Raw genomic sequence first — 23916 nt, forward strand, 5'->3', positions numbered from 1 at the left:
CCACCCCTTTATGATACCGATTAGATACATAAAAAAGACCTGTCAGTGAGACAGATCTTCTTGCTTCTTTATGCCTGCGATATAAAGACGAACCGCATAACTCACACTATCTTCAAGCTGTTCTTTTCGTTGAAACCCCTTTTTATTTGAAATATCTCCAAAGCCGTGCAGTAAGCTTCTAAGTCCCCTTACTACATGCGTCATATCCTCTTCTTTTACACCAAATGGTGACATCAAGGATTGGACGAACTCAGCAAGGCGTTCGGCAGCAATACCGACTTCTTTCTCATTCATATGTGAAAAGGCGGCTTCATAAAGACCGGGATGTTCTCGGAGAAATCGAACATATTGTCTTGCGAAGGCTAAAACGGCGGCTTCTTTTTCTAGCCTTTCCGTTACCTGTATTCCTTCCTCACAAAGCATTGACAGTCCCTTGACTGCGAGAGCCGCTTGAATCTCTTGAAGACCAGATACATGATTGTAAAGTGAGGGCGGCCTGATGTTCAGTCGTTTAGATAATGTAGCAATTGTCAAAGCAGAATAGCCCTCTTCATCAACAAATGCAGCAGCTGTATCCATGATTTTTTCTTGCGTGATACCCATTCTTGGAGACACGGTTTACCGCCCCCTTTTCTTTAATTGATGCTCCCTTTTTGCGATGGCAGCTTGAAGCTTTGCATGAGGCCCCGTGATAAGATCACCATGTCCTGCTGCAAGACAGGATAAGCGGAGGGCCAGCAATTTTTTAGCACTTTTGAGTGCTGTTTCTGCATCCCAAGTAGCAAAAGCCGGGAACGGGAAGGTCAAACGAAACTCACCCGTTACAGATAAACCGCCTTTTGTCACAAGTGCATCTCCTGTAATGAGAACTTCTGACCTTTCATCGTATAAAGAAATGCTTCCAGGTGTATGTCCTGGTGTAGCAATGACTTTAAACGGCCCAATCTCATCCCCTTCTTCGACAAGCATATCCGGTTTTGTGAGAATGTCTTTCGAAAAACTGCCTTTGATTTTTTGCTGAGGCTCATCAGGCAGGAGGGAAAAGTCACCAGCAAAAAGGCGGGCATCGCGTTTTGATAAATAGACAATTGCCTCTGGAAAAGCCTTTTTGACTTCATCTAATGCTCCGATATGATCCATATGACTATGAGTAAGAATAATCTTTTCAATTGGCTTGTTCTTTTTGCGGGCAAAATCGATGATCGAATTGGCTGCCATTTTCAAAGCCGCATCAATTAATATCAGTCCATCCTCTTCCTCAAATACATAACAATTTACCGGAAATAGTCGCGGCATCAATGTGAGCTGGTGCAGGCGGTCAAAAGTTGTCAATCTCATCATGTGTCCTCCTAAAACTAATGTCGTTAGTTTTATATTAACTAATGTGATTAGTTTTAGCAACTATTTTTTCATCAACCGTAATATAAATATCAATTTGTGCTTCTTTTGGATCAATTGATCTCTCGTCATACCATTCAAAATCGCCCGTATATGTGCGGAAATGACGCTGATCCCACTTCCAAATCTGCTGCCATGTTTCAAGCACTACCTCTTCAATCGGTCCCTTTCTCGTTCGAAATCTTGCGTAGGCAGACGCAGGAATCTCTATTGCCTGCTCAGTATGCTGATTCACGAGTTGTCCCGCTGTAAACAAATAAGAGCCATTTTCATCTTTTTCATAATCTGAATAAAGACCTATCACTGGAGCTTGTCCTCCATGAAGCTGCTGCGCGAAAAATTGCTCCCAAAGAGGGGCAATTTTTCGCTCTTTTGTTCGCTCCATTTCGTTCGTTGTTCGAATAGACAACCCTTTAATCCATTGTTTCTGTAATGTCACGATATCGTACATACATTCTCATCTCCTTTTTTTCCATCATATAAAAAGAAACCTGACAACACTGTGTCAAGTTCCTTTTCATTTGTAAAATTGTTTCAACTGGAATTCAAAAGCTTCTTGGATATGCTGCGGTGAGATAATGTCCACATCTGGGCCTAAATAGAATAGAAAACTATATAACCAATCATCTTGAGGCACGGTGATGGTTGCAAGATAGGTTCCGTCTGAACATACGATCCATTCGTTCTCATCCACCCATTCCTTCACTTTGCCCACTGATGCTTCCGTTAACCTTAGCGTAAGTGTGGTAGCTGAAGGTTCTTCGTGCCAAGAGTCATTCCAAGGCTTCTCCTCGTTTTTGACTCTTTTCGGTTGGAAATAACCTGAAATGGTGATGAGGTCTGTCATTCTTGTGAGTTTGAACAGACGAAAGGCTTTCTTCATACAACAAAATGCATACAAATACCAATGTCTTCCTTTTAAGACGAGCGTATAAGGCTCCACCTTCCGTGGAAGTGTTTCACCTTTCGCATTACGATAGGTGAACTGAATGTATTGGTGCGCTAAGGCAGCTGTATGTATGAGCTGGAGCTTCTTCTCTGCCTGACTGTCTTTTCCCCAGGAGCTCAAATCAATGAAGACATGATGCTGTTTTTCGCTTTCATCGGTATGTGGCGGAATCAAGGATTTGATTTTTTTCAGTACATGCTCACTTTCTTTAAAGGAGTAGGCACTCGTCATGCTTTCAAGGGCTGTTAAAATAAGCTCAATGTCATCATCGGTGAATAATTTTTTCTCTAGACGATAGTCGTCCACAAGTGAAATGCCTCCGCCTGCTCCTTGCGTTGTCACAACTGGAATCCCGGCTTGATTGATGGTATCAATATCACGATAAATGGTCCTCACGCTCACCTCATAGAGTTCAGCAAGGTCTTTCGCTTGTACTTGCTTCTTGCTAATAAGCACCATCACAATAGACAAAATGCGATCGATTTTCATGTCTTTTCCTCTTTTTCATAAATGTAGGTTTTGATTTGATAAAAAAAGAAAGAATGGTAAAGATAAGTAACAGCCAGCATTCGTTTACATCCCTGCACATGCAGGAGGAGGTTGCATCATGACACATCACGTGTGGCAGTTATTCATAATTGGGGGCATTATAGTGATCTGCATCATCTTTCGAATGAATCGAATGAGACGCTATCAGCTTGTGCGCCCGATCAGTCTTTTGATGAGAATGTATGTATTTGGACTCACTGCCCTTATTCTCCTATCAGAAGGCTGGCAAAATCACAGCATTTTCATCTATGCCGCTATTGGTACGCTCTTTGGAAGCAGTCTGGCCGTTCATGCCTATGAGACGATCCGCATGAAAGAGGAAAATGGCCGTCTTTATGTGAAAACGAGTAAATGGATTGAAAGCTTCATTTTATGCTTATTTTTATCTAGACTTAGTTTTAAGCTGGGTGAGCTGACGAACCATTCGTTGACGAAGATTGGTGTCGTTGAACTGTATCAGCATATTGTGAGCAATGATGCCATGACCATGCTCAGCTTCTTTCTTTTAGCTACTTACTATATTGTTTTTTCTTATCACATGATGAAAGCAAGTAAACGATCGACGCATGTGCATCATGTATAAAAACCTTCCTATACGAAAATAGGAAGGTTTTTATCAATCATGCTGCGCATGGTGAATCATTTGTTCAAGCACTTCCATCACATGCTGATCTTCAGGACTGTAAAAAATCGAGGTCCCTGCTCGTCTAGATTTCACAAGACGAAGGTTTTTTAAAAAGCGCAACTGATGAGAAACGGTTGATTGCATGAGGTCCAATGTCTCCGCTATATCATTTACCGAGTGTTCACCTTGAGACAGCAGGTGCAGGATACGAATACGTGTCGGATCAGATAAGGCTTTAAATGTTTGGGAGACAAGAAATAGACTTTCTTCGTCCAGCTCCATCCGCTCCTGTTCTTGATTTGTATTCAATTCTTCCTTCATTTTGCTTCACCTTTCTTGTCAGTCAATTCACGACTTATTCTATGTATCATCATATAACAAAACGTGCGGCGTGCAAAGCTTACACACCCTCTGAGAAAAGATTTATTCAAATAGCATTGACACTTGGTAGCATTCTTTTTAAAATGAGCATTATTTATTCATTTTTTTAGAGGAGCTGATAGGCAAATTGACTGAAGAGCCAAGACTAAAACGCAGCCTGACTGTCTTTCCACTTGTTGTGATCGGGCTTGCTTATATGGATCCACTTGTCGTATTTGATTCATACGGCATTGTTGCTCAGCTGACGAAAGGACACGTAGCTGCAGCTTATATATTTACTTTACTAGCATTACTATTGACAGCGCTTAGCTATGGGAATATGGTGAAGGCTTTTCCAAAAGCGGGATCTGCTTATACATACGCGCAAAAAAGTATTCATCCTCACGTCGGCTTCCTTGTAGGCTGGACGCTTTTGCTGGATTATTTATTTTTGCCTATGGTGAATTTTGCAATCGGAAGTGCTTATTTAACCGCAGCCTTTCCAGATGTACCTCATTACATTTGGATCATCATACTTGCTATCGCCATAACGACTGTCAATGTAATCGGTATTCGTCTTACAGCCAACATTACTGCGCTATTTGTTACCTTTCAGGTCATTGTCGCCGTCACCTTTGTTGGGTTTATTATTTATGGACTCACGCAAAACGCAGGCAGTGGAGAATTATTGTCAGCGCGACCCTTTTATTCAGCGAGCTTAGATCCGGCGCTTATTTTTTCAGGGGCGACCATTTTATGTTTTTCTTTTCTAGGATTTGATGCGATTTCGACTATGTCGGAGGAAACCATTAAGCCAAAAAGAACAATCCCTCTTGCGATTTTTTTGACAGTTGCTATTGGAGGTGTTCTGTTTACCCTCACCTCATATTTTTTGCAGCAGGTGTTTCCAAATTTCCAGCAGTTCAAGCATCCAGATGCGGCCTCACTTGAAATTGCAGAATTTGTAGGTGGGGCATTTCTCCACTCGTTCTTTTTAGCTGGCACAATGGTCGCTGTCATCTCTTCCTCCTTATCATCTCACGCGAGCGCAGCAAGACTGCTCTATGCAATGGGAAGAGATGAGTCGTTACCGAAACGTTTCTTCGGTTATATTCATCCGACATTCAAAACCCCTGTATTTAATATTTTATTAATTGGTGTTTTCTCTTTAACCGCTGTTATTGGTGAACTTGAAGTCATTTATTCGTTTATCAGTTTCGGGGCATTGATTGGATTCACTTTTGTGAACGTGTCTGTTTTTGCATATTATTTCGTTAGACAAAAACAAAGAGGTGTTCTGAACACATTGAGATATGCAATGATCCCTCTATGCGGAACAGTCTTTTGTATTTGGCTGTTAACAAGCATCAGCCCAAATGCATTAATCATTGGAATGGGCTGGCTTATTATCGGTTTCCTTTATTTCTGCTACAGGCTGAAAACAAGACCCGAATTTACATTTGGATATGATGGATCATAAGGTTTTCACTTGGTATCCGGTGCAGGATGTGGCATAATAAAAAGGCTGTACTTCCCTTTTAAAAGCGGGGCAAAACAGGGGTGAACTGACCTTGAAAAAGAAAAAGACAGGATGTTTTGCCATTTCAGGCTGTTTCACGATTTTTCTGTTTGTTTGCGTATTCGCAGCCATTGTCATTTCCTTTAATCAAAAGGAGTTAAAAAAGCTGCCGATTGATACGGAATCAATTGTTTTGTCGAGACTGGATGATTACAAACCGCTTGTAGAAACAGAGTTAAGAGATCAAGATTTAGATCAATATACCGCATTAATCCTCGGTATGATGTATCAAGAATCAAAAGGCAGAGGCGGAGATCCAATGCAGTCCTCTGAATCTCTTGGTTTGAAACGAAATGAAATCAATGACCCTCAGAAAAGCATTAAACAAGGAATCCATCATTTTTCAACCATGTACAAGCATGGAAAGAAAAAAGGCGTTGATTTGGAAACCATTATTCAAAGCTATAACATGGGAATCGGCTATATTGATTTTGTTGCAAAAAACGGGGGAAAACATTCCGAGAAATTGGCAAAGCAATACTCCAAAAAGCAAGTGAAACGAAACCCCGAAGTTTATACGTGCGGGGGCAACAAAGATAACTTCCGCTATCCGTATTGTTACGGTGATTTCACTTATGCTGAAAAAGTAAAAGAAAAAACGAAAACAGTTGAAGAAAAGATGAAATTGGCTTCATCATCCACACCATCATCGTAAAAAAAAGCACTTCCAATCAGAAGGTGCTTCAAATTGTTGACAAAGGGCTAAAATGATCTTTATTTTAGCCCTTTTTCTTCTTTTCATTTTATGAATGTTCCTTCCCAATTTCCGGCAGGATCGTTTTCGCTAAATGCTGATCCATTTCTTCATATTCATCATAATGAATCGTTTCATATAGCTCTTTTCTCGTTTGCATGTCCTTCAGCATTCCCTGCTGCGTTCCCTTTTCCATGATTTCTTGAAATAAACGCTCATACGCCTTTGCTGCGACTCTGAGTGATGACACAGGGTAAATGACCATTTGAAAGCCAAACACAGAAAATTCGTCTGTATGATAATAAGGCGTCTTGCCAAACTCCGTCATGTTTGCAAGGAGCGGCCCTTTTATATTGTTTGAAGCATACGTGAAATCTTCTGCTGTGATCAGCGCCTCAGGAAAAATGGCATCTGCTCCTGCTTCTAGATAGAAATTAGCCCGCTGAATCACATCCTCCATCCCGTTTACTGACTTCGCATCCGTTCTTGCGATGACGAGAAGTGTAGGAGCCGCTTGTTTGATCGCTTTGATTTTCGCGATCATCTCTTCTACTGGAACAAGTGACTTCCCGTTTAAATGTCCGCATTTCTTCGGCATTTGCTGATCTTCGATTTGAACAGCCGCCACCTTACTCTCAACCATTTCCTTTGCCGCCCTTGCTGCATTTAATACACCGCCATAACCAGTATCCATATCTACCAAAAGCGGCAGCTGGGAAGCGCGAATGATTTCCTTCGCTTTTTCAGCCATTTCTGTTGAATGGATCATGCCGAGGTCAGGAAGTCCTTTGCTCGCGCAAAAAGCGGCACCTGATAAATAGAGCCCTTGAAAGCCCATTTTTTTCGCATAGAGCGCAGACATTCCATCGTGAACGCCTGGGATTTGAAATAAAGCGGATTTGTGCATTTGCTCTTTAAAAGCTGCGGCTAAATCAGCTTGACTCGTTTCATCATTCACGATCCACACGCTAGTTCCCCCTTTTATATCACGAATAAGTCCATAAATGCTGGTACGGTCGTTGTTTTTAATTGATTTGGATTTTGGCAGAGTGACACAATTTGATCGACTTGTTTTTGTGGAAATCTTGTCTTCAAATGATACACCCATTTCTTTTCAAGCAGCGGGATCCCTTCCTGCCTTCTTCTGCGATGACCTAGCGGATATTCAATTTCGATTCGGTCTGTCATTGTCCCGTCTTTAAAGAAAATTTGAACACAGTTTGCAATCGATCTTTTTTTCGGGTCTAAATAGTCTTCTGTATAACGTTTCTCTTCTTTCACAACCATTTGATCACGCAGACGGTCAATGAGCGGATTCTGTGCCGTTTCTTCTTCATAATGATCAGCTGTCAGTTCACCATAGATTAACCCAATGGCCGTAATATATTGCAAGCAATGATCACGGTCTGCCGGGTTGTAGAGCGGTCCTTTTTTATCAATAATTCGAATGGCTGATTCATGTGTCGTAATTTCTATCCTGTCAATCTCATCTAAACGGTCTTTTACCGCGTCATGTAGAATAACAGCCGCCTCAGCGGCAGTTTGCGCATGAAACTCTGCTGGATAAGCAATTTTAAAAAGTACATTTTCTATCACATATGACCCAAGTGGCTGGGCAAGTGTGAGCGCTTTTCCTTTCATTAAAACATCTTCGAACCCCCACTTTTCTGCACTGAGTGGTGTTTGATAGCCCATTTCCCCTTTCAGCGTCATCATTGCCAGTCTCACCCCGCGGCTTGTTGCATCTCCTGCTGCCCATGATTTCCTTGACCCTGTGTTCGGGGCGTGGCGGTACGTTCTAAGCGGAGAGTTGTCAACAAAGGCTTGCGATAAAACATGCTGCACTTCTTCCTTCGTTCCGCCAAGCATCGCACAAACGACTGCACTTGTCGCCACCTTGACAAATAAAACATGATCCAAGCCATTTCGATTCAAACAATTTTCTAAAGCAAGCACACCTTGAATTTCATGAGCCTTTACAATCGCATGCAGTACATCATTCATTGAAAGCGGCTCTTCTCCATTTGCAAGCCGCGTTCTGCTGATATAGTCACTTACAGCTAAGATTCCGCCTAGGTTATCAGACGGATGTCCCCACTCCTGTGCAAGCCATGTGTCGTTATAATCTAACCAGCGAATCATACATCCTATATCAAAAGCCGCTTGAACAGGATCTAGCACAAACGAAGTGCCAGGCACTCTTGCTCCGTTAGGCACAACTGTTCCAGGAACAATCGGCCCGAGGTGCTTCGTGCATTCTGGAAAATTGAGCGCAAGCATTCCGCAGCCGAGCGTGTCCATGAGCACATAGCGCGCTGTTTCAATTGCCTCTTTGCTCGTAATTTCTCCGTCCACTGCATAGACTGCGATTTCTTCTAATAGCTGATCTGTTTGATTGGCTACTGCTGTTTTATTCATGTTCTCATTCCCCCGTTTTTCCATCATCATGTGAAACCTTTAATCCTCTTGGCCCTAAATATCGAACTCTCGGTCTAAAAATACGATTGTGCAAATGCTGTTCTATGACATGGGCAGCTAACCCGCTTGCTCTTGCAGCAAAGAAAATCGGTGTATAAAGGGAGATAGGAATCCCAAGCACGTAATATATAGGTGCTGCATAATAATCAAGGTTTGGATAGAGGTTTTTCTTCTCTTTCATGTATGCCTCGCCGGCTACACACATGTCATATAGCGTTGTATCTCCCTTCGATTCCGTAAGCGTTTTCAATGATTGTTTTAAAAGAGCGGCTCTTGGGTCCATTTTTCTCATGTATACCCTGTGGCCAAAGCCCATCATTTTTTCTTTTGCGGCTAATTTTCGTTCAATGAGCGCAAGGAAACCTTCTGTTGTTTTTCCTTCGAGAAGCATGTGCATAACAGCTTCATTCGCTCCTCCGTGTAAGTCCCCTTTCAATGAAGAGATCGCTCCGGTAAAGGCGCCATACATGTCAGAATGAGTGGATGCAATAACCCTAGCAGCAAACGTTGAATTAGGCAGCTCATGTTCACTATATAACGTGAGTGTTTGGTCAAAAGCGGTGATTTCGTCTTGTGTCGGGGTGCGGCCAGTTAGCATGGCTAAAAAGTTTTCAGTGTAGGATTTGGTCTGATCTGGAGAAATAGCGGCGTCTTTTGCGAGAATATGATAGCTTCCAGCAACAATGACCGGCAGCTGACCCAGTAATCGAACTGCACGCCTTTGCTGGCACGCTTCTGATCGATCATGTAATGCGTCATCGTACCCACTAAGAGCAGATAAGCACGTTCTCATGGCATCCATGGGGTGAGTGGATTTTGGTAGCTTTGTCAAAATGGTTTGAATGGTTGGATGTAAGTTGGTTTGTGAGGAGATGTCTTGCTGAAATTGGTGATGCTCCATAGCATCTGGTAATCTTCCGTAAATAAGCAGATAGGCTGTTTCTAGATATGTCTTGTGTTGTGCTAATTCGATGAGGTCATAACCGCGAATCACAATTTCTTCTTGCTGCACATCTAAGTATGAAATAGACGTTTCGCTTGCCACAATGTCTTCAAGCCCCGGTTTATACTGCAATTGTTCAGTCATCATATAACCCCCGTTTCGTTCAATTGTTGTTCTCCAAACGAGCAAACGGCCAGAAATGATGTGGTTCTACAGATGGGAAGATACCGTGCAAGCCGGATACCCAATTCCCATTTTATCCAAAGCGCTTCATCTTGTAAATAAAAGAACGTATGTCCGATTGGACATACGTTAGCTGTAATAAGGTGAAATCATGATATACACAATGACGCCAGTTAGACTGACATAGAGCCAAAGCGGCATTGTCCACCTGGCAATTTTACGGTGACGCTCGACTTGCATCTGTGCGCCTCTAAATAGTGTAATCAGTGCAAGCGGCACAATGACGGCAGATAACACGATATGTGTAATTAATATAAAGAAGTAGATCGGACGAATGATCCCTTCTCCCCCGAAGTGGGTATCAGCTGCCATTGCATGATACGTTACATACGAAATTAAAAAGACCAGTGTTGTGGAAAAAGCAGCAAAGATAAATCGTCTATGCGCTTTAATGTTCTTTTGTTTAATCATGATGAGTGCTGAAAGTAAAAAGATAAACGTAAAGCTATTCATCACAGCATTGAGTAACGGCAGAAATGTGATATCCAGATGACTAAATTTATCTGTTTTTGGCATGAAAAATAATAAAGCAATTAATCCGTTTATGGCAATTGTTAAAAAGACAACAATGCCGGTGAAATTTTTCGGTTTTTGATTCTGTTCTTTCATGTTTGAAAACCTCTCTTTATTAGTTCCGACTAAGAGTATGTTATTTAACTTTCTCTATAAAGTCAATGAATTCGCTATCTTCGTCGAATTTTAGACAAACTTGCCGATTGCCTGCATTCTACTAGCTTGAAAGATCGATCCACTTCCTTTAGAATGGGAATTTGTGTGGTTTTTATGATCTCTTATAAGAAAGGAGCAATGGACTTGTCAATCTTACAGGAAACAACCAAAGATGTGAAGACATTAGAGCAAGAATTACAGCAATTGCAATTCCAAATGTATCGAATGCAAGAAAATATGAAAGATATTTCAAAAAAAGCAAAGATCATTGGCATCGATCAAGCGAAAGAAGATGAATGGATGATCGTCTCTGCCATTGAAAGTGCTGATACATGTAAAATCATGTTAAGCGATTGTGAAAAAGCTTTTCGTGGAAAATCTGATTTTTCCTTAATTGCGGAATATCCTGAAGAAGGAAAGATTCATATTGCTGATATTAAAGGGCCCCCAGACAATGGTTACGGCTCAATCTGTATGAAGCATTTAAAAGAAATCGCAAGAGAACAGAACATTCCAGTCATTACTGGTGATCTCGTGAAAAGAGACTGGAATCACGTGGACCGCTTGATTCATTTTTATGAAAAGCATCAATTTGAAGTTCAAATCAATTGGAAAGAACAAAGTGGAGAAATTTATTGGGTGGACAGCTAACGACAAAAACCAGCGTGTATAATAAGATAAGCGCTGGTTTTTGTCGAAAATGCAAATTTTTCTGAAAAATATGTGTATTTTTGACCAAAAAAAGGTATAATAAAAGCATCAGGCCGCCACCTGATGCTTTCTTCCAAAATACAATAGACTACTAGTTAAGTACTTTTACTTTAACTGATTTTACGCCCCAATTTTTCGCTTGGGATTTGTTTGGTACGTGTACATCAATTTTATTACCTTTAATTGCGCCGCCAGTATCTGCTGCGATGGCTTCACCGTAGCCTTCAACATAAACCTTACTTCCTAGTGGAATGACATTAGGATCTACTGCAATGACTTTTGCATTCGGGTTTTTGTTTAAGTTTACCCCTGTTGCAGTGATACCTGAGATGCCACCATCATTTGCTGTATAAGCCGTAGCTGTTACAGTCATTTCTTTTTGAACACTTTGACTAGCAGAAGATGATTCTGCTTTAGCTGTTTCCTTTTTAGGAGCAGCTTTTTTCGTTGTTTGCTCTTTTTGGACAGGTGCCTGTTTTTGAACAGGCTCTGAGCTTACCGGAGCTGAAGCTTGACCTGCAACACTGAGTGTTGTACCAGTCACAATTATATCTGAGTTTAAGTTATTCCAAGACTTAAGATCGCTAATTGACACATTGAATTTTTGAGCGATTTTCCAGAGGCTGTCCCCCTTCTGGATTTTATACTGCTCCTGAGTTTTCTCTTTTGAAGAGATTGTCAATTTATCACCTACATAGATCATATCAGTAGATAAATTGTTCCAACCCTTTAGGTCCTTTAGAGACACATCATTTTTTTGAGAGATTCCCCAAAGTGTATCACCTTTCTTCACAGTGATTTCCTTTGCAGAAGCTTGCTGCGCTCCAAATGCTGTTGTTGAGATTGCTGCAACAGCAACCAAGGACATAATAGTCTTCTTCATAAAGTAAATCCTCCCTTGTTAGCTTTTTATGGCGGCTAACGAGTGCTATCGTAACATATGTAAATGTCATTTCAATAACAAAACGATATGTTTTAGGTTACAGTTCCTTTACATGAAACATCTCTCTCCATTGGTAAATCAGCCCATAAAACAGCTCGATTACCCGCCATATCAAGGTTTTGAAAGGATGGAAAACGTTCTGATGAAAACGTGTCCAATCGCAGCAAAAAAAATTATTTTTCTTCTTCAAACTTTTTGTTTTTTCTCTTTTTCTATAAATAAACGAATTTCTTCTAGAAAAACATCCCCGTATTTCTCTCTTTTGTGAGCGCCGATCCCCTTAATATTGAGAAGCTCTTCTTCCGTTTTAGGCTGAGTTGCTGACATTTCCTTCAAAGTTTGATCAGAAAATACAACAAATGGCGGGACGCCCTGTTCTCTTGCTAACGTCATTCTGACCATTCTTAACTGCTCAAATAAAGCATCATTCTCTTGAATAGCTTCTGCTTTTATCGCTTGCTTTTTATAGACAGCTTCTTGTCCAACTAACACTTTCTTTCCTTTATGTGTCACCTTTAGGGTTGGATAAGCCCCATCAGACATGTGCAAATACTCTTCCGTAATTAAAAATTCGATGAAATCACTAATTTGCTGAGCTGAATGTTGCTTCATTAAAGCATATGTAGGAAGCCGGTCGAAGCCAAGGTCAAGCACTTTTTTGTTTTTAGAGCCTGCCAGTACTTGGGCAATCATCATTTTCCCGAATCGTTCATTCATTCTCACCGTACACGATAAAACCATTTGCGCTTCTCTTGTCACCTCTTCACGCTCTCTCTCGTCTAGGCAATTGCTGCATTTTTGGCAAGGGATGCTTGTTGATTGATCAAAGTAGTCCATGACAAATTGCTGAAGACACTGCTCTGTATGACAGTAATCCACCATTTGTCTTAGTTTAAGCAGTTCATGCTGGTACCGCACTTCATCTTCTGTCGATTGTTCTATGAGAAAGCGCTGCACCCGAACGCCTTGTGGTGAAAACAGTAAAATACATTCACTTTCAAGACCATCTCTACCGGCGCGCCCAGCTTCTTGATAGTAGCTTTCAATATCTCTTGGAATTTGATGATGAATCACAAAACGGACATTCGACTTATTGATCCCCATACCAAATGCAGATGTAGCGACCATTACCTGAATGTGATCATTTAAAAAGAGGTTTTGCTGTTCTTCCCTCACATCATCATCTAACCCGCCGTGATAAATGCCAGCTTTAATCTTTTGCTTTTTCAGACGATTGTAAATATGATCTGCTTCTTTTCTTGTAGCTGTATATATAATGCCAGACTCACGACTGTTTTTCTTCATATATTGGGTAATAAAACGATCGCTGTTTTCTCCTTTCACCACTTGAAAGGACAAATTTTCTCTAGCAAAACCAGTAAAGATGGTTTCTTCCTCATTCATGCCAAGCTGCTGACATATATCCTGATGAACCTTCTTTGTGGCAGTTGCTGTTAATGCGACAATCACAGGCCTTTTTGCCAGCTTGTTTAAGCATTCTTGAATATAGCGATAGCTCGGTCTAAAATCATGACCCCACTCTGATATACAGTGCGCCTCATCAATTGCGATTAAGGGGATCGTCAACCGATCAAGCAGCTGAAAGAAGCGCTCATTTTGTAAGCGTTCAGGCGTGATATAAAGCAGCTCATATTCTCCATTTTCGCATTTTTTCAGCCTGTCATTCATTTCGCCTGCTGACAGTGTACTGTTTAAAAAGGAAGACCGTATCCCCATCTCATTTAACGCATCGACCTGATCTTTCATTAAAGAAATAAGAGGAGATACAACGATCGTCGTTCCTTCCATCATAAGGGCAGGAATCTGGTAGCAAACCGATTTCCCTCCGCCTGTCGGCATAATGCAGACGGTATCCTTCTGTTTGTTCACAATCGATTCAATGGCCTGTTTTTGTCCCCGCCTAAAGGCGTCAAAGCCATAGTATTGTTTAAGAAGTGCTTCTGCTTGTTCTAACATCCAAAATTCCCTCTCCGTCATTTGTTTTGTCTATTTTAACATATATTCATGCATCAACATGTCGTCTAATCAATTTCGTTTTTTTACAAAATAAAAAGCCATTTTCCGAAATGGAAAATGGCTTGAATCATCCTAGGAAAAGCTGCGGATGCCGTAATCTAAGTAAGAAAGTTTTAAACCACCACTCCTCAAAGTGGGTGTTTGCAGAAACGTTCCTGTCTTCCTCTCTAAGGAGGCATGACATTCCGGCTTCAATATAAAACTCCCTATTACAGCTTAAAGGTTAAAACTTAATTAACATTACGCGCATCGCAGCCTTTAAACTATACTACACGAAAGTTTATTAAATTTCAAGAGATCTTTTTTCTATCAAATCACTCATGTATACAAAACATTTGACCATGCGTATACAAGAAAATATTATTCTGAAAAAATTTAACGACTTCTCATCACTTTATTTTTCCTCATCTACATCAACATCCTGCTCTTCCTCTAATCTTTCATACGTATCTGAATGCATCTGATCCATCGTTTCTCTATTTGTTAAATCACGCATTTGATCGGAAAACGACCGGTCAAACTCATTCGGATCTTGATTGGTTTCTTCGTTCTTTTTCGCATCGATAGAATAACGTGTATATGGTACTGCTTTTAAACGTTCGTACGGGATCTCTTTACCTGTTTTTTCACATATCCCATATGTTCCATCTTCCATTCGTTTCAGCGCGGCATCAATTTCACCTTCAAGCTGATCATCAACTTGATCCAGCGTTTGTTCTGTCATACGGTCTAAATAGATGCTCCCGTGATCAGCGATGTGATTTCCAACACCATTTGAAATCTCACTTGATTCGACCAGCATGGATTCTTCTTTCTTTTTTGATCCTGTCACATCTTCTTTTAATTGAATCAGTCTTTCGTATAAATCAGCTTTTTGTTCTTTCGTTAAGCCCACGGTCAATCACTCCTTTCTCATTACCTTCCCGCTACAAAGGAGATGAAAACATCAAAAAAGCCACCGCCTCTCTGGCAGCAGCTTTCTTCTCTTAAAGCATACGAAGTGCTTCCTCTACTGGTTTGTCGCCTTTAATCAAGTCGAAGGACTTATTTTTCACATTGGATTCTGTTAAGCTTTCCACAAGAACAATAGCTACGTCCTCTCTTGAAATCTCAATGTTTCGATCATCTGGAATATGTGCGGCTGCTTCGATTTTTCCTGTTTTTTCTTCATGAAGCAAAGCACCTGGACGGACAATCGTATAGGAAAGACCAGACTGTTTTAAATGTTCATCTGCTTTTCTTTTCGCTTCATAATAAATTTCCATACTTCCTTGTCCTTTTCCTTGATTAGGATCGTCGGCATTATAGGAACTCAGCATCACAAAATGCTGAATGTTTTCTTTTTTGGCTGTATCCACGAGGCGCTTTGCACCTTCTTGATCCACCGCAATGGTCTTATCTGCACCGGTTTTTGAGCCTGAACCAGCTGCAAAGATGATTGCTTCCGCTTGCTTTACAGCAGAGGTAACATCCTTTTCAAGATCACCGATGACAGGCGCTGCACCGAGTTCTTTTAACGCATCAGCCTGTTTTTCATCTCGAATGAGAGCAAGCGGCTCATGTCCTTTTTCTTTTAAATAACGAATGACAAGTCTACCTGTATGTCCATTTGCTCCAGCAACTAATACTTTCATTGTTCATTCTCCTTTCTGTATCTTTTTCATGTTTATCCTTTTTTGCCCTTATTCAAACACGCAAGCAGAAAAAAGCCTTTCCCATCAAATATGGAAAAGGCTCAGGCAATGTGCGATCTATTAAGATAAGAACGAAGAATGAGAAAAGTGCATGTGATCTATGTAATCGCAACGTTGATCAGCAAAGATGTTTTGTTAAAATGGCTTGCACATCACTCAAATCAGTATCTTTAGAAAAATCGAGTTCAAATACTTTTGAGCTTGTGACGAGCAATATACCAGTGTCCTGATCAAACACGCCAGCTTCTTGAATAGCAAAACTTTCAATTGATCGATACGGCAAGGAGACCCTAACTTTCTTCTTAGAAAATACGCGGTTATCGCCAAAGATCAGTCGTTTATTGGTGAAACAAATTTGGTCGTGACGCAGTCTGTAAACAGCCTCAATTCTCTCCCCTTCAATCAATAAGGATTCGAATTTTTTATGATCATTTTGTTTACTGACAGAAAAAATACCCACGTAAACCCCCTCTTCCTGCATCAAATTCCTTTATGACAAAACGGCCACACGGCTCTGTGGGTACGTTTTATTCTCACTTATAGAATACGCTATAAATGGTCGTTATTCTATTACGAATAGATTAAATTTCATTTAACTTTTTCTTTTTGATCCGATGCTCTTTCCTCTACTTATTTAGACTGTTAAAGCAGGAAAAAAGTTTCAGTTCTTTTTGAGAAAAAATGCTGAATCATTCCAATAAAAAAACAGTGATTATTTTCAAATCACTGTTTTACAATGGCTATTCGTCTTTTGGTGTATCAATGGTTCCTTCGGCATATACATCGGAAATCTGTTCAAGCGTCATCGCCATATCTGCATCTTCATTGTCATGCCAAGCATTTTGATGATTCTGCTCGTCTGTTTGCTGCTTTTTCATCATCATCACCCTTTACTGTTTTTCTTAGTATGAGTGATAAGCCTTAAAATCATTCAGCAGACATATCTTCGAAATACTCCTTGTAATACCCGCCTACTTTGCCCGTATTATCAACGACAAACAGAAATTCCTCTGTTTCGTTTTTCACTTCATATGTATTTCCAACCGTTAAAGCCCGGTCGACCATATATTTTTTCGCATTCGTATGTACACATTTTACTTGTTTTAACGTTTGAGCCGTTTGCCAATTTTGATGGATCATGATTTAAAAACTCCTTTTTTCATCTATACATTTATTGTAGCTAATTTTTCGCGAATTGCAATGAGTGTTATGGATTGCTTTCAAACATGTCGTGTAATATGATAAATGTATACGTTTACATATGTATGCGTATACAGGTTCAGTTGCTTCATGTCCGCTTTTTCCACCTAGAACTCGCAGAACAACCCATATCTTTAAGGAGGTTTGTTTATTTATGAGCTCTACAACACTTCAAATTAGTTCAAAACTCGAATCTTTTCTCCAAGGGACGAAAAAACTCTACATTAACGGTCAGTTTGTCACAAGTCACGATCACAAAACCTTTTCTACTCCTAACCCAGCCACAGGCGAAACCCTTATTGATGTATATGAAGCAGGTGCAAAAGATATTGATGAGGCAGTGAAAGCGGCTAAAAAAGCTTTTCATGGTCCTTGGCGTTCAATGTCAGCTGCTGAACGCGCTCGGCTGATGTTTAAGCTTGCCGATTTAATGGAAGAACATCAAGAGGAACTGGCTCAGCTTGAAACACTTGATAACGGAAAACCAATTAATGAAACAACAAATGCGGATATCCCTCTCGCCATTGAGCACATGCGCTATTATGCGGGCTGGACGACAAAAATGACTGGACAAACCATTCCTGTCAGTCAGGGGTATTTTAATTATACCCGTCATGAGCCTGTTGGCGTTGTGGGACAAATTATTCCTTGGAACTTCCCGCTGCTAATGGCCATGTGGAAAATGGGGGCTGCACTCGCAACAGGCTGCACCATTGTGTTAAAGCCCGCAGAACAAACACCACTCTCTGCACTTTATTTAGCAGAATTAGTGGATCAAGCTGGATTCCCAGAAGGCGTCATTAACATCGTTCCTGGATTTGGTGAAACAGCTGGGGACGCATTAACCGATCATCCTGATGTGAACAAGCTTGCCTTCACAGGATCAACAAGTGTTGGAAAATTAATCATGGAGAAGGCCGCTAAATCCATCAAACGTGTCACATTAGAACTTGGCGGAAAATCGCCAAACATTATTTTACCTGATGCAGATTTAAAGAAAGCCATTCCAGGCGCTTTAAATGGCGTCATGTTTAACCAAGGCCAAGTTTGCTGTGCAGGTTCAAGGGTCTTTGTTCACCGCAGTCAATACGATGAAGTAGTCGATCAAATGGCCAAATACGCGACATCACTTAAGCAAGGCGCCGGTCTTCATCAAGATACGCAAATTGGACCACTTGTGAGTAAAGAACAGCACGAACGCGTGTTAGGCTATATTGAAAAAGGTAAATCAGAGGGTGCAACAGCCGTTGTTGGTGGTGATTGCCCTTATGAGGCAGGCTATTTCGTCTCTCCTACTGTTTTTAAAGATGTAGAAGATGACATGACCATCGCAAAGGAAGAAATCTTTGGACCTGTCTTATCTGCAATTCCATACGACTCCATTGATGAAGTGGTCGAACGGGCCAATCAGTCTGAGTATGGTTTAGCCGCAGGCCTTTGGACAGAAAACTTAAAGCATGCCCATGACATTGCTTCACGTCTTGAAGCAGGAACGATTTGGGTCAACTGCTACAATGTCTTTGATGCCGCCTCCCCGTTTGGAGGATATAAGCAATCAGGTCTTGGCAGAGAAATGGGATCATACGCCCTTAACAACTATACAGAAGTCAAAAGTGTGTGGATTAATCTCCAAGACTAATGTCGTCAAGAAAGCCGGTGATCATGGGACTGCCCCCCATGGCATCGGCTTTTTTGTGTTTGCATGTGACAGGCAGGCTCCTGAATATAGTAGGAAAGGAAAGGAGCATGACCGAATATGCAAGATTTCAAAACGAGAGTAAACGAGTATTTGAAAGAACTGCACAAACAAGTAGAACACAGACAACGAGAAGATGGTGCCTTTATTTTCTGCTTTGAAGGCCCGATGATGACAAATGCTTTTTTGATTATGCTGTTAAAGGCTGTCGGCGATTCTGATCAGGCATTCATTCATCAATTGGCGGAAGCTATACGCGGAAAGCAAAATGAGGATGGTTCCTTTTCTTTGTATCATGATCAAACAGGACATTTAACTGCAACAGTGCAAGGCTATTGCGGAATGCTCACTTCTGGCCGATTTCAACAAGACGAACCTCATATGGAAAAAGCAGCACAATACATTCGAGCAAAAGGCGGGTTAAAGAACGTTCATTTTATGACAAAGTGGATGCTCGCTGTCAACGGCATGCACCCTTGGCCCTACTTCTATGCACCCCTTTCTTTTTTGCTCATTCCCACATACTTTCCACTGCACTTCTACCATCTTAGTGCATATGCAAGAATTCATTTTGTGCCGATGATGATTGCACTGAATAAGCGGTATATCTCTCATGTAACCTTTCCATCCTTAGCACACCTTGATGAGCGCATGTCTAAGAATCCATTTGATTGGTTTATGGTAAGAGAGGAACGTTCCACTCACCACTTTTTGACGTATATGCGTTCATATGCAGCCATAGACAGCCGTCTAGATTTTTTCGGGTATGAAGCGGCTAAACGATATATGTTTGATCGTCTTGAAAAGGATGGCACGCTTTACAGCTACTTAAGTGCGACCATCTTTATGGTCTATGCGCTTATGAGCCTTGGAGCCTCTCCGGGACATCATCTCATCCAAAAAGCGGTGAAAGGCATGAAAAAGCTTGTTACCTCCTGTCACGGTGAGCTATATGCTGAGAATTCGACATCCACAGTTTGGGATACTGCACTTGTCAGTTATGCTTCTCAAAAAGCAGGCAGAAAACGAGAAGACCCTCTTATCACAAAGTCATTCACATACTTGCTGAACCGGCAGCAAATGAAGAAAGCAGATTGGGCGATTCATAACCGCCATGTCGCTCCAGGAGGCTTTGGTTTCTCACATATCAATACAAATAATCCTGATTGTGACGATACCCAAATTGTGTTAAAAGCTATTCCTAAAGCTTATGCACCAGTTCAATGGAAACGAGGGTTTGATTGGCTTCTATCCATGCAAAACCGTGATGGCGGCTTTTCTGCTTTTGAAAAAAATCAAGACCACTTCCTGCTTCGTCATCTTCCGCTTGAATCTGCAGAGGATGCGGCGATTGATCCCTCGACTCCTGATATTACTGGCCGTGTGCTGCATTTGATTGGACTTGAGGAGAAAAACACGGCTTCTCCATCTTTTCTCAGGCAAAAAGATCGGTGTGTGAAATGGCTCCTTGATCATCAAGAGAAAAACGGATCATGGTTTGGGAGGTGGGGTGTTTGTTATATTTATGGGACCTGGGCAGCGTTAACAGGACTCAAAGCTGCCGGCATTCCCTCCTCACACCCTGCAGTTCAGAAAGCTTGCCGTTTTTTAAAACAGATTCAACTAAAAGATGGTAGCTTCGGAGAATCGTGCAAGAGTGCTGAGCTGAAAACCTATGTCCCGCTTCCATTTGGCACAGTGGTTCAAACAGCTTGGGCAGCAGAGGCTCTTTTGCAATATGAGAAAGCAGATGACAAATCGATTTTAAAAGCCATCTCATTTTTGGTGAACCCTCAGCATTCCAATGAAGCGTTGTACTATCCAGTGGGCATTGGTCTTCCAAAGCAATTTTACATCACCTATCATAGCTATCCATTTGTATTTCCAATGATGGCTTGTTCTACATTTTTAGAAGAAATGGGGCGTATCAATGAATAAGGAAGAATACCGAATACAGCTCAAGGAGTGGCTTCACTCTATTCAAAACATGGCTCAAGATGACACCATTCGTCAAAAAGCAGAACATTTATGGTTAAAAATGAATGATGAGCACACCAGTGAACAAGAATGGTATGAACTGGCTGAACGTATTGCAGATGACATGAATCAGGCCGCAGAAGCACTGCGAGATGTAGCAGCCGGTGACCACCAATTACCTCCCCTCCCTTACCCGTATGAAGCACTAGAACCCTATATTTCAAAGGAGATTATGTATTTGCACCACCAGAAGCACCATCAATCATATGTCGATGGTTTGAATCGAGCTGAGCTTGCATTAAAAAATGCGAGAAGAACGAATGATTTTACGATGATCAAGCACTGGGAACGAGAGCTTGCCTTTCATGGGGCGGGGCATTATTTACATTGCATTTTTTGGTTTTCCATGAGTCCTTCCGGAAAAAGAAAGCCTACTGGTCAAATGCTCCGTCTCATTGAGCAATCGTTTGATAGCTATGACGCATTTAAATCTCAATTTTCAGCAGCTGCCAAACAAGTAGAAGGTGTTGGCTGGGCCATTCTTGTATGGGCGCCAAGGTCACAGCGTTTAGAGATTTTACAGGCAGAACGTCATCAACTTTTATCACAATGGGATGTCATTCCTCTTCTTGCCCTTGATGTATGGGAGCATGCCTACTACCTTCAATATCGGAATGAAAAGGCGCAATACGTAGACAGGTGGTGGAATGTCGTCGATTGGCGTGAGCCAGAAGCAAGACTGAAGCAAGCGCAGCAAGTGAAATGGACACCTTACTGAAACCATACGCCATGTAGGCAAATGCCTATGTGGTGTATTTAGTTTACATAATTTTATTATAGACACCCCTGTAAAAAATGGGTTGTTTTTTCAGAAAATTCATTTAAAATAAGAAAGATATGTGAAGAAAGAGAGCTGAAGCAATGAATGAAGATTCTATTAACCATTAGTCACTTTGCAGGAAGAACCTTTGCGATTTGGGTCATTGTCTTTGCGTGTCTTGGATTTGCTTTTCCTAGTGAATTTTCCAAGATTGGACCTTATATTCCTTTTTTACTCGGCATGATTATGTTTGGAATGGGGCTTACACTGTCTGCTGAAGATTTTAAAGAGTTGTTTCGAAAGCCTCTCTATGTACTGATTGGGGTTTTGGCGCAGTACACACTTATGCCACTTATTGCCTTTCTGTTAGCATATGGATTGCGCCTCCCTGCTGAAATCGCGGTAGGTGTTATTCTCGTAGGCTGCTGCCCAGGTGGCACTGCATCCAATGTCATGACCTTTTTGGCGAGAGGTAATACAGCATTATCTGTAGCCGTAACCACCATATCGACACTCCTTGCCCCCTTTTTGACACCTGTCTTTATTTTCATCTTTGCAAGATCTTGGTTATCAGTATCACCGGCGGCTCTATTTTTGTCGATTGTACAAGTTGTGCTGATTCCAATTATTTTGGGCGTCATCGTTCAGTTGTTTTTCAAAAAACAAGTGACATATGCAGTTCAAGCACTGCCACTTGTATCTGTTGCCGGAATTGTGGTGATCATTGCAGCGGTCGTTAGTGCAAATAAAGACCAGATTCTTCAATCTGGCTTGCTGATATTTGCAGTTGTCGTTTTACATAATGGGCTTGGTCTTTTATTTGGTTACTCCATTGCAAAATGGTTCAAAATGGATATTCCTTCTCGAAGAGCGATTTCGATCGAAGTAGGCATGCAAAACTCCGGACTCGGTGCAGCTCTTGCGACAGCACACTTCTCACCACTCGCAGCCGTCCCAAGTGCGATTTTTAGTGTGTGGCATAATTTATCCGGGTCCTGGCTTGCGACGTATTGGTCAAAACGGGGAAATCAGGAAAATAAAAAGAAAAAGGCTAGCACCTAAACGGGTGCTAGCCTTTTATGTTGATCATTATCCTTCAAGCAATAGCTGCTCAGGATCTTCAAGCAGGTTTTTAATTGTGACAAGGAAGCCAACTGCTTCCTTACCATCGACAATACGGTGGTCGTAAGAAAGAGCTAAATACATCATCGGACGGTTTTCAAAACGTTCTTCATCAATCGCAACAGGACGAAGCTGAATTTTGTGCATACCTAAAATTCCAACTTGAGGGCTGTTTAAAATTGGTGTTGAAAGCAGTGAACCGAATGTTCCGCCATTTGTGATCGTGAATGATCCACCTTGTAACTCACTAAGGGACAATTTGTTATCTCTTGCTTTTTTCGCAAGATGACCAATTTCTTTTTCAATCCCTGCAAATGACAATCTATCTGCATCACGAACAACCGGTACGACAAGTCCTTCATTTGCAGCGACAGCGATACCGATGTCATAGAATTTCTTCAAGACAAGTTCATCACCTTGAATTTCTGCGTTAAGTAGCGGATATTTCTTCAGTGCTGCTACAACTGCCTTTGTGAAAAAGGACATGAAGCCAAGTTTTACATCATTTTGTTCAAGGAAGGCATCTTTCCGACGTTTTCTTAAATCCATCACAGCTGTCATATCAACTTCATTAAATGTTGTCAGCATGGCAGCCGTTTGTTGAACTTCAACTAAGCGTTTTGCAATCGTTTGTCTGCGGCGTGACATTCTTTCACGCTCAACAGGTTTTCCTGCTTGTTCATTTTGCACCGCAGCATTTGCTTGTGGCGCGGCTTTTGGTGCACTTGCAGGTGCTTCATTCTTTTGATAAGAAGCGACATCCTGCTTTCGTACCCTGCCCAGCGGATCTACGGTTGGAATTTCAGATAAGTCTAGCCCCTTCTCTCTTGCTAGTTTTCTAGCTGCAGGAGAAGCGATGGTTCTGCCATTACCAGATTTCGGCTCTTCTTTCACTGCTTCTTCTTTTTGTTCAGCTGCCGGTTCTTCTTTCGAAGCTGGTGCAGAATCTTGCTCAGGTGCTGGAGCTGCGGACTCGCTTCCGCCAGCTTCACCTGCTGCAATCGTTCCAATGACTTCTCCAACTTGTACAGTGTCACCAGAATCTTTCAGTACTTCTTTGAGTACACCAGATTCTTCGGCTGTCAGTTCGACATTGACTTTATCTGTTTCAAGTTCTAACAGGTATTCTCCCTGCTCCACATAATCGCCCGGCTGCTTTAGCCATTGAGCAATCGTTCCTTCCGAGATTGATTCCGCTAATTCAGGTACTTTAATTTCCGCCATTTTTC

General features: G+C 41.4%; 25 protein-coding genes and 1 other RNA gene. 8 read left to right on the forward strand and 18 right to left on the reverse strand.

The annotated features are described in order from the left end of the window. Positions 1-42: 42 nt before the first annotated feature. The 4 genes from IEE86_RS02005 to IEE86_RS02020 form a co-directional block, all read right to left on the reverse strand. Positions 43-615 (reverse strand): TetR/AcrR family transcriptional regulator, encoded by a 573-nt coding sequence (locus tag IEE86_RS02005; protein ID WP_191095708.1) that lies wholly within the window; start codon positions 613-615, stop codon positions 43-45. 3 nt (positions 616-618) lie between these two features. Further along, positions 619-1338 carry an MBL fold metallo-hydrolase gene (locus IEE86_RS02010; RefSeq protein ID WP_191095709.1) on the reverse strand — a complete coding sequence of 240 codons (720 nt, stop codon included), beginning with the start codon at positions 1336-1338 and terminating at the stop codon, positions 619-621. A gap of 37 nt (positions 1339-1375) precedes the next feature. Then, positions 1376-1849, reverse strand: coding sequence for a GyrI-like domain-containing protein (locus IEE86_RS02015; RefSeq protein ID WP_191095710.1), 474 nt, complete (start codon positions 1847-1849; stop codon positions 1376-1378). A gap of 66 nt (positions 1850-1915) precedes the next feature. After that, positions 1916-2836: a helix-turn-helix transcriptional regulator gene (locus tag IEE86_RS02020; protein ID WP_191095711.1), complete on the reverse strand. Its 921-nt coding sequence runs from the start codon at positions 2834-2836 to the stop codon at positions 1916-1918. A 118-nt stretch (positions 2837-2954) separates the two neighbouring features. Here IEE86_RS02020 and IEE86_RS02025 point away from each other — a divergent pair, with 118 nt between their 5' ends. Then, positions 2955-3479, forward strand: a complete 525-nt coding sequence (locus IEE86_RS02025; RefSeq protein WP_191095712.1) for a CcdC protein domain-containing protein — start codon at positions 2955-2957, stop codon at positions 3477-3479. Between the two features lie 33 nt (positions 3480-3512). Here IEE86_RS02025 and czrA read toward each other — a convergent pair whose 3' ends face one another. Beyond that, entirely contained in the window at positions 3513-3842 is a 330-nt protein-coding gene (czrA, locus tag IEE86_RS02030) for a Zn(II)-responsive metalloregulatory transcriptional repressor CzrA (RefSeq protein ID WP_060697044.1), read from the reverse strand. A gap of 187 nt (positions 3843-4029) precedes the next feature. On the opposite strand from czrA, the gene IEE86_RS02035 reads away from it, so the two are divergent. Together IEE86_RS02035 and IEE86_RS02040 are read left to right on the forward strand one after the other, a co-directional pair. Further along, positions 4030-5361: an APC family permease gene (locus IEE86_RS02035; RefSeq protein WP_191095713.1), complete on the forward strand. Its 1332-nt coding sequence runs from the start codon at positions 4030-4032 to the stop codon at positions 5359-5361. Positions 5362-5452: 91 nt separating this feature from the next. Next, positions 5453-6115, forward strand: coding sequence for a lysozyme family protein (locus IEE86_RS02040; protein WP_191095714.1), 663 nt, complete (start codon positions 5453-5455; stop codon positions 6113-6115). Positions 6116-6203: 88 nt separating this feature from the next. On the opposite strand, the gene prpB is transcribed toward IEE86_RS02040, so the two are convergent. From prpB to IEE86_RS02060, 4 genes are all read right to left on the reverse strand, one after another. Then, positions 6204-7121: a methylisocitrate lyase gene (prpB, locus tag IEE86_RS02045; RefSeq protein WP_191095715.1), complete on the reverse strand. Its 918-nt coding sequence runs from the start codon at positions 7119-7121 to the stop codon at positions 6204-6206. Positions 7122-7135: 14 nt separating this feature from the next. Next, on the reverse strand, positions 7136-8572 hold the full coding sequence (locus IEE86_RS02050; RefSeq protein WP_191095716.1) for a bifunctional 2-methylcitrate dehydratase/aconitate hydratase: 1437 nt from the start codon (positions 8570-8572) through the stop codon (positions 7136-7138). 4 nt (positions 8573-8576) lie between these two features. Further along, positions 8577-9719, reverse strand: a complete 1143-nt coding sequence (gene mmgD, locus IEE86_RS02055; protein ID WP_191095717.1) for a citrate synthase — start codon at positions 9717-9719, stop codon at positions 8577-8579. Positions 9720-9887: 168 nt separating this feature from the next. Then, on the reverse strand, positions 9888-10427 hold the full coding sequence (locus IEE86_RS02060) for a DUF420 domain-containing protein (RefSeq protein ID WP_191095718.1): 540 nt from the start codon (positions 10425-10427) through the stop codon (positions 9888-9890). 198 nt (positions 10428-10625) lie between these two features. On the opposite strand from IEE86_RS02060, the gene IEE86_RS02065 reads away from it, so the two are divergent. Then, a complete protein-coding gene (locus IEE86_RS02065; protein WP_224740732.1) occupies positions 10626-11138 on the forward strand; it encodes a GNAT family protein in 513 nt (170 codons plus the stop codon). A 151-nt stretch (positions 11139-11289) separates the two neighbouring features. On the opposite strand, the gene IEE86_RS02070 is transcribed toward IEE86_RS02065, so the two are convergent. From IEE86_RS02070 to IEE86_RS02105, 8 genes are all read right to left on the reverse strand, one after another. Next, the gene (locus tag IEE86_RS02070) at positions 11290-12081 is read right to left on the reverse strand and encodes a LysM peptidoglycan-binding and 3D domain-containing protein (protein WP_191095720.1); all 792 of its coding nucleotides are present in this window, start codon (positions 12079-12081) and stop codon (positions 11290-11292) included. Between the two features lie 246 nt (positions 12082-12327). Next, positions 12328-14118, reverse strand: coding sequence for a DNA helicase RecQ (gene recQ / locus IEE86_RS02075; protein ID WP_191095721.1), 1791 nt, complete (start codon positions 14116-14118; stop codon positions 12328-12330). A gap of 135 nt (positions 14119-14253) precedes the next feature. Then, positions 14254-14439, reverse strand: a non-coding RNA gene (gene ssrS, locus IEE86_RS02080) — 6S RNA. 133 nt (positions 14440-14572) lie between these two features. After that, complete coding sequence (locus IEE86_RS02085; RefSeq protein WP_191095722.1) at positions 14573-15073, reverse strand: TraR/DksA family transcriptional regulator; 501 nt, start codon at positions 15071-15073, stop codon at positions 14573-14575. 91 nt (positions 15074-15164) lie between these two features. Then, positions 15165-15812, reverse strand: coding sequence for an SDR family oxidoreductase (locus tag IEE86_RS02090; RefSeq protein ID WP_191095723.1), 648 nt, complete (start codon positions 15810-15812; stop codon positions 15165-15167). Between the two features lie 178 nt (positions 15813-15990). Further along, entirely contained in the window at positions 15991-16332 is a 342-nt protein-coding gene (locus tag IEE86_RS02095) for a PH domain-containing protein (protein ID WP_191095724.1), read from the reverse strand. A 280-nt stretch (positions 16333-16612) separates the two neighbouring features. Next, positions 16613-16750 carry a DUF4025 domain-containing protein gene (locus IEE86_RS02100; protein WP_224740735.1) on the reverse strand — a complete coding sequence of 46 codons (138 nt, stop codon included), beginning with the start codon at positions 16748-16750 and terminating at the stop codon, positions 16613-16615. A gap of 49 nt (positions 16751-16799) precedes the next feature. Further along, on the reverse strand, positions 16800-17012 hold the full coding sequence (locus IEE86_RS02105; protein ID WP_191095725.1) for a DUF6501 family protein: 213 nt from the start codon (positions 17010-17012) through the stop codon (positions 16800-16802). Between the two features lie 214 nt (positions 17013-17226). Between IEE86_RS02105 and IEE86_RS02110 the strand changes: the two genes are divergently transcribed. The 4 genes from IEE86_RS02110 to IEE86_RS02125 all read left to right on the forward strand — a co-directional run bounded on the left by IEE86_RS02110 (position 17227) and on the right by IEE86_RS02125 (position 22627). Next, positions 17227-18711, forward strand: a complete 1485-nt coding sequence (locus IEE86_RS02110) for an aldehyde dehydrogenase family protein (RefSeq protein ID WP_191095726.1) — start codon at positions 17227-17229, stop codon at positions 18709-18711. Between the two features lie 117 nt (positions 18712-18828). Further along, positions 18829-20706 (forward strand): terpene cyclase/mutase family protein, encoded by a 1878-nt coding sequence (locus tag IEE86_RS02115; protein WP_191095727.1) that lies wholly within the window; start codon positions 18829-18831, stop codon positions 20704-20706. Further along, the gene (locus tag IEE86_RS02120; RefSeq protein ID WP_191095728.1) at positions 20699-21523 is read left to right on the forward strand and encodes a superoxide dismutase; all 825 of its coding nucleotides are present in this window, start codon (positions 20699-20701) and stop codon (positions 21521-21523) included. The genes IEE86_RS02115 and IEE86_RS02120 overlap by 8 nt, the downstream gene beginning before the upstream one ends. 147 nt (positions 21524-21670) lie before the next feature. Further along, the gene (locus tag IEE86_RS02125; RefSeq protein ID WP_191095729.1) at positions 21671-22627 is read left to right on the forward strand and encodes a bile acid:sodium symporter family protein; all 957 of its coding nucleotides are present in this window, start codon (positions 21671-21673) and stop codon (positions 22625-22627) included. Between the two features lie 27 nt (positions 22628-22654). Here the strand turns inward: IEE86_RS02125 and odhB are convergent, their stop codons facing one another. Next, a complete protein-coding gene (odhB, locus tag IEE86_RS02130; RefSeq protein WP_191095730.1) occupies positions 22655-23911 on the reverse strand; it encodes a 2-oxoglutarate dehydrogenase complex dihydrolipoyllysine-residue succinyltransferase in 1257 nt (418 codons plus the stop codon). Positions 23912-23916 lie beyond the last annotated feature (5 nt).

Source organism: Bacillus crepusculi (genome assembly GCF_014764715.1).
GTDB lineage: Bacteria > Bacillota > Bacilli > Bacillales > Bacillaceae > Bacillus.

Coding starts and splice junctions, on each gene's coding strand:
- IEE86_RS02010 (WP_191095709.1), bottom strand. CDS start 1,338: ATGAGATTGACAACTTTTGACCGCCTGCACCAGCTCACATTGATGCCG.
- IEE86_RS02015 (WP_191095710.1), bottom strand. CDS start 1,849: ATGTACGATATCGTGACATTACAGAAACAATGGATTAAAGGGTTGTCT.
- IEE86_RS02020 (WP_191095711.1), bottom strand. CDS start 2,836: ATGAAAATCGATCGCATTTTGTCTATTGTGATGGTGCTTATTAGCAAG.
- IEE86_RS02025 (WP_191095712.1), top strand. CDS start 2,955: ATGACACATCACGTGTGGCAGTTATTCATAATTGGGGGCATTATAGTG.
- czrA (WP_060697044.1), bottom strand. CDS start 3,842: ATGAAGGAAGAATTGAATACAAATCAAGAACAGGAGCGGATGGAGCTG.
- IEE86_RS02050 (WP_191095716.1), bottom strand. CDS start 8,572: ATGAATAAAACAGCAGTAGCCAATCAAACAGATCAGCTATTAGAAGAA.
- mmgD (WP_191095717.1), bottom strand. CDS start 9,719: ATGACTGAACAATTGCAGTATAAACCGGGGCTTGAAGACATTGTGGCA.
- IEE86_RS02060 (WP_191095718.1), bottom strand. CDS start 10,427: ATGAAAGAACAGAATCAAAAACCGAAAAATTTCACCGGCATTGTTGTC.
- IEE86_RS02065 (WP_224740732.1), top strand. CDS start 10,626: ATGGACTTGTCAATCTTACAGGAAACAACCAAAGATGTGAAGACATTA.
- IEE86_RS02070 (WP_191095720.1), bottom strand. CDS start 12,081: ATGAAGAAGACTATTATGTCCTTGGTTGCTGTTGCAGCAATCTCAACA.
- recQ (WP_191095721.1), bottom strand. CDS start 14,118: ATGTTAGAACAAGCAGAAGCACTTCTTAAACAATACTATGGCTTTGAC.
- IEE86_RS02090 (WP_191095723.1), bottom strand. CDS start 15,812: ATGAAAGTATTAGTTGCTGGAGCAAATGGACATACAGGTAGACTTGTC.
- IEE86_RS02100 (WP_224740735.1), bottom strand. CDS start 16,750: ATGAAAAAGCAGCAAACAGACGAGCAGAATCATCAAAATGCTTGGCAT.
- IEE86_RS02105 (WP_191095725.1), bottom strand. CDS start 17,012: ATGATCCATCAAAATTGGCAAACGGCTCAAACGTTAAAACAAGTAAAA.
- IEE86_RS02110 (WP_191095726.1), top strand. CDS start 17,227: ATGAGCTCTACAACACTTCAAATTAGTTCAAAACTCGAATCTTTTCTC.
- IEE86_RS02115 (WP_191095727.1), top strand. CDS start 18,829: ATGCAAGATTTCAAAACGAGAGTAAACGAGTATTTGAAAGAACTGCAC.
- IEE86_RS02120 (WP_191095728.1), top strand. CDS start 20,699: ATGAATAAGGAAGAATACCGAATACAGCTCAAGGAGTGGCTTCACTCT.
- IEE86_RS02125 (WP_191095729.1), top strand. CDS start 21,671: ATGAAGATTCTATTAACCATTAGTCACTTTGCAGGAAGAACCTTTGCG.
- odhB (WP_191095730.1), bottom strand. CDS start 23,911: ATGGCGGAAATTAAAGTACCTGAATTAGCGGAATCAATCTCGGAAGGA.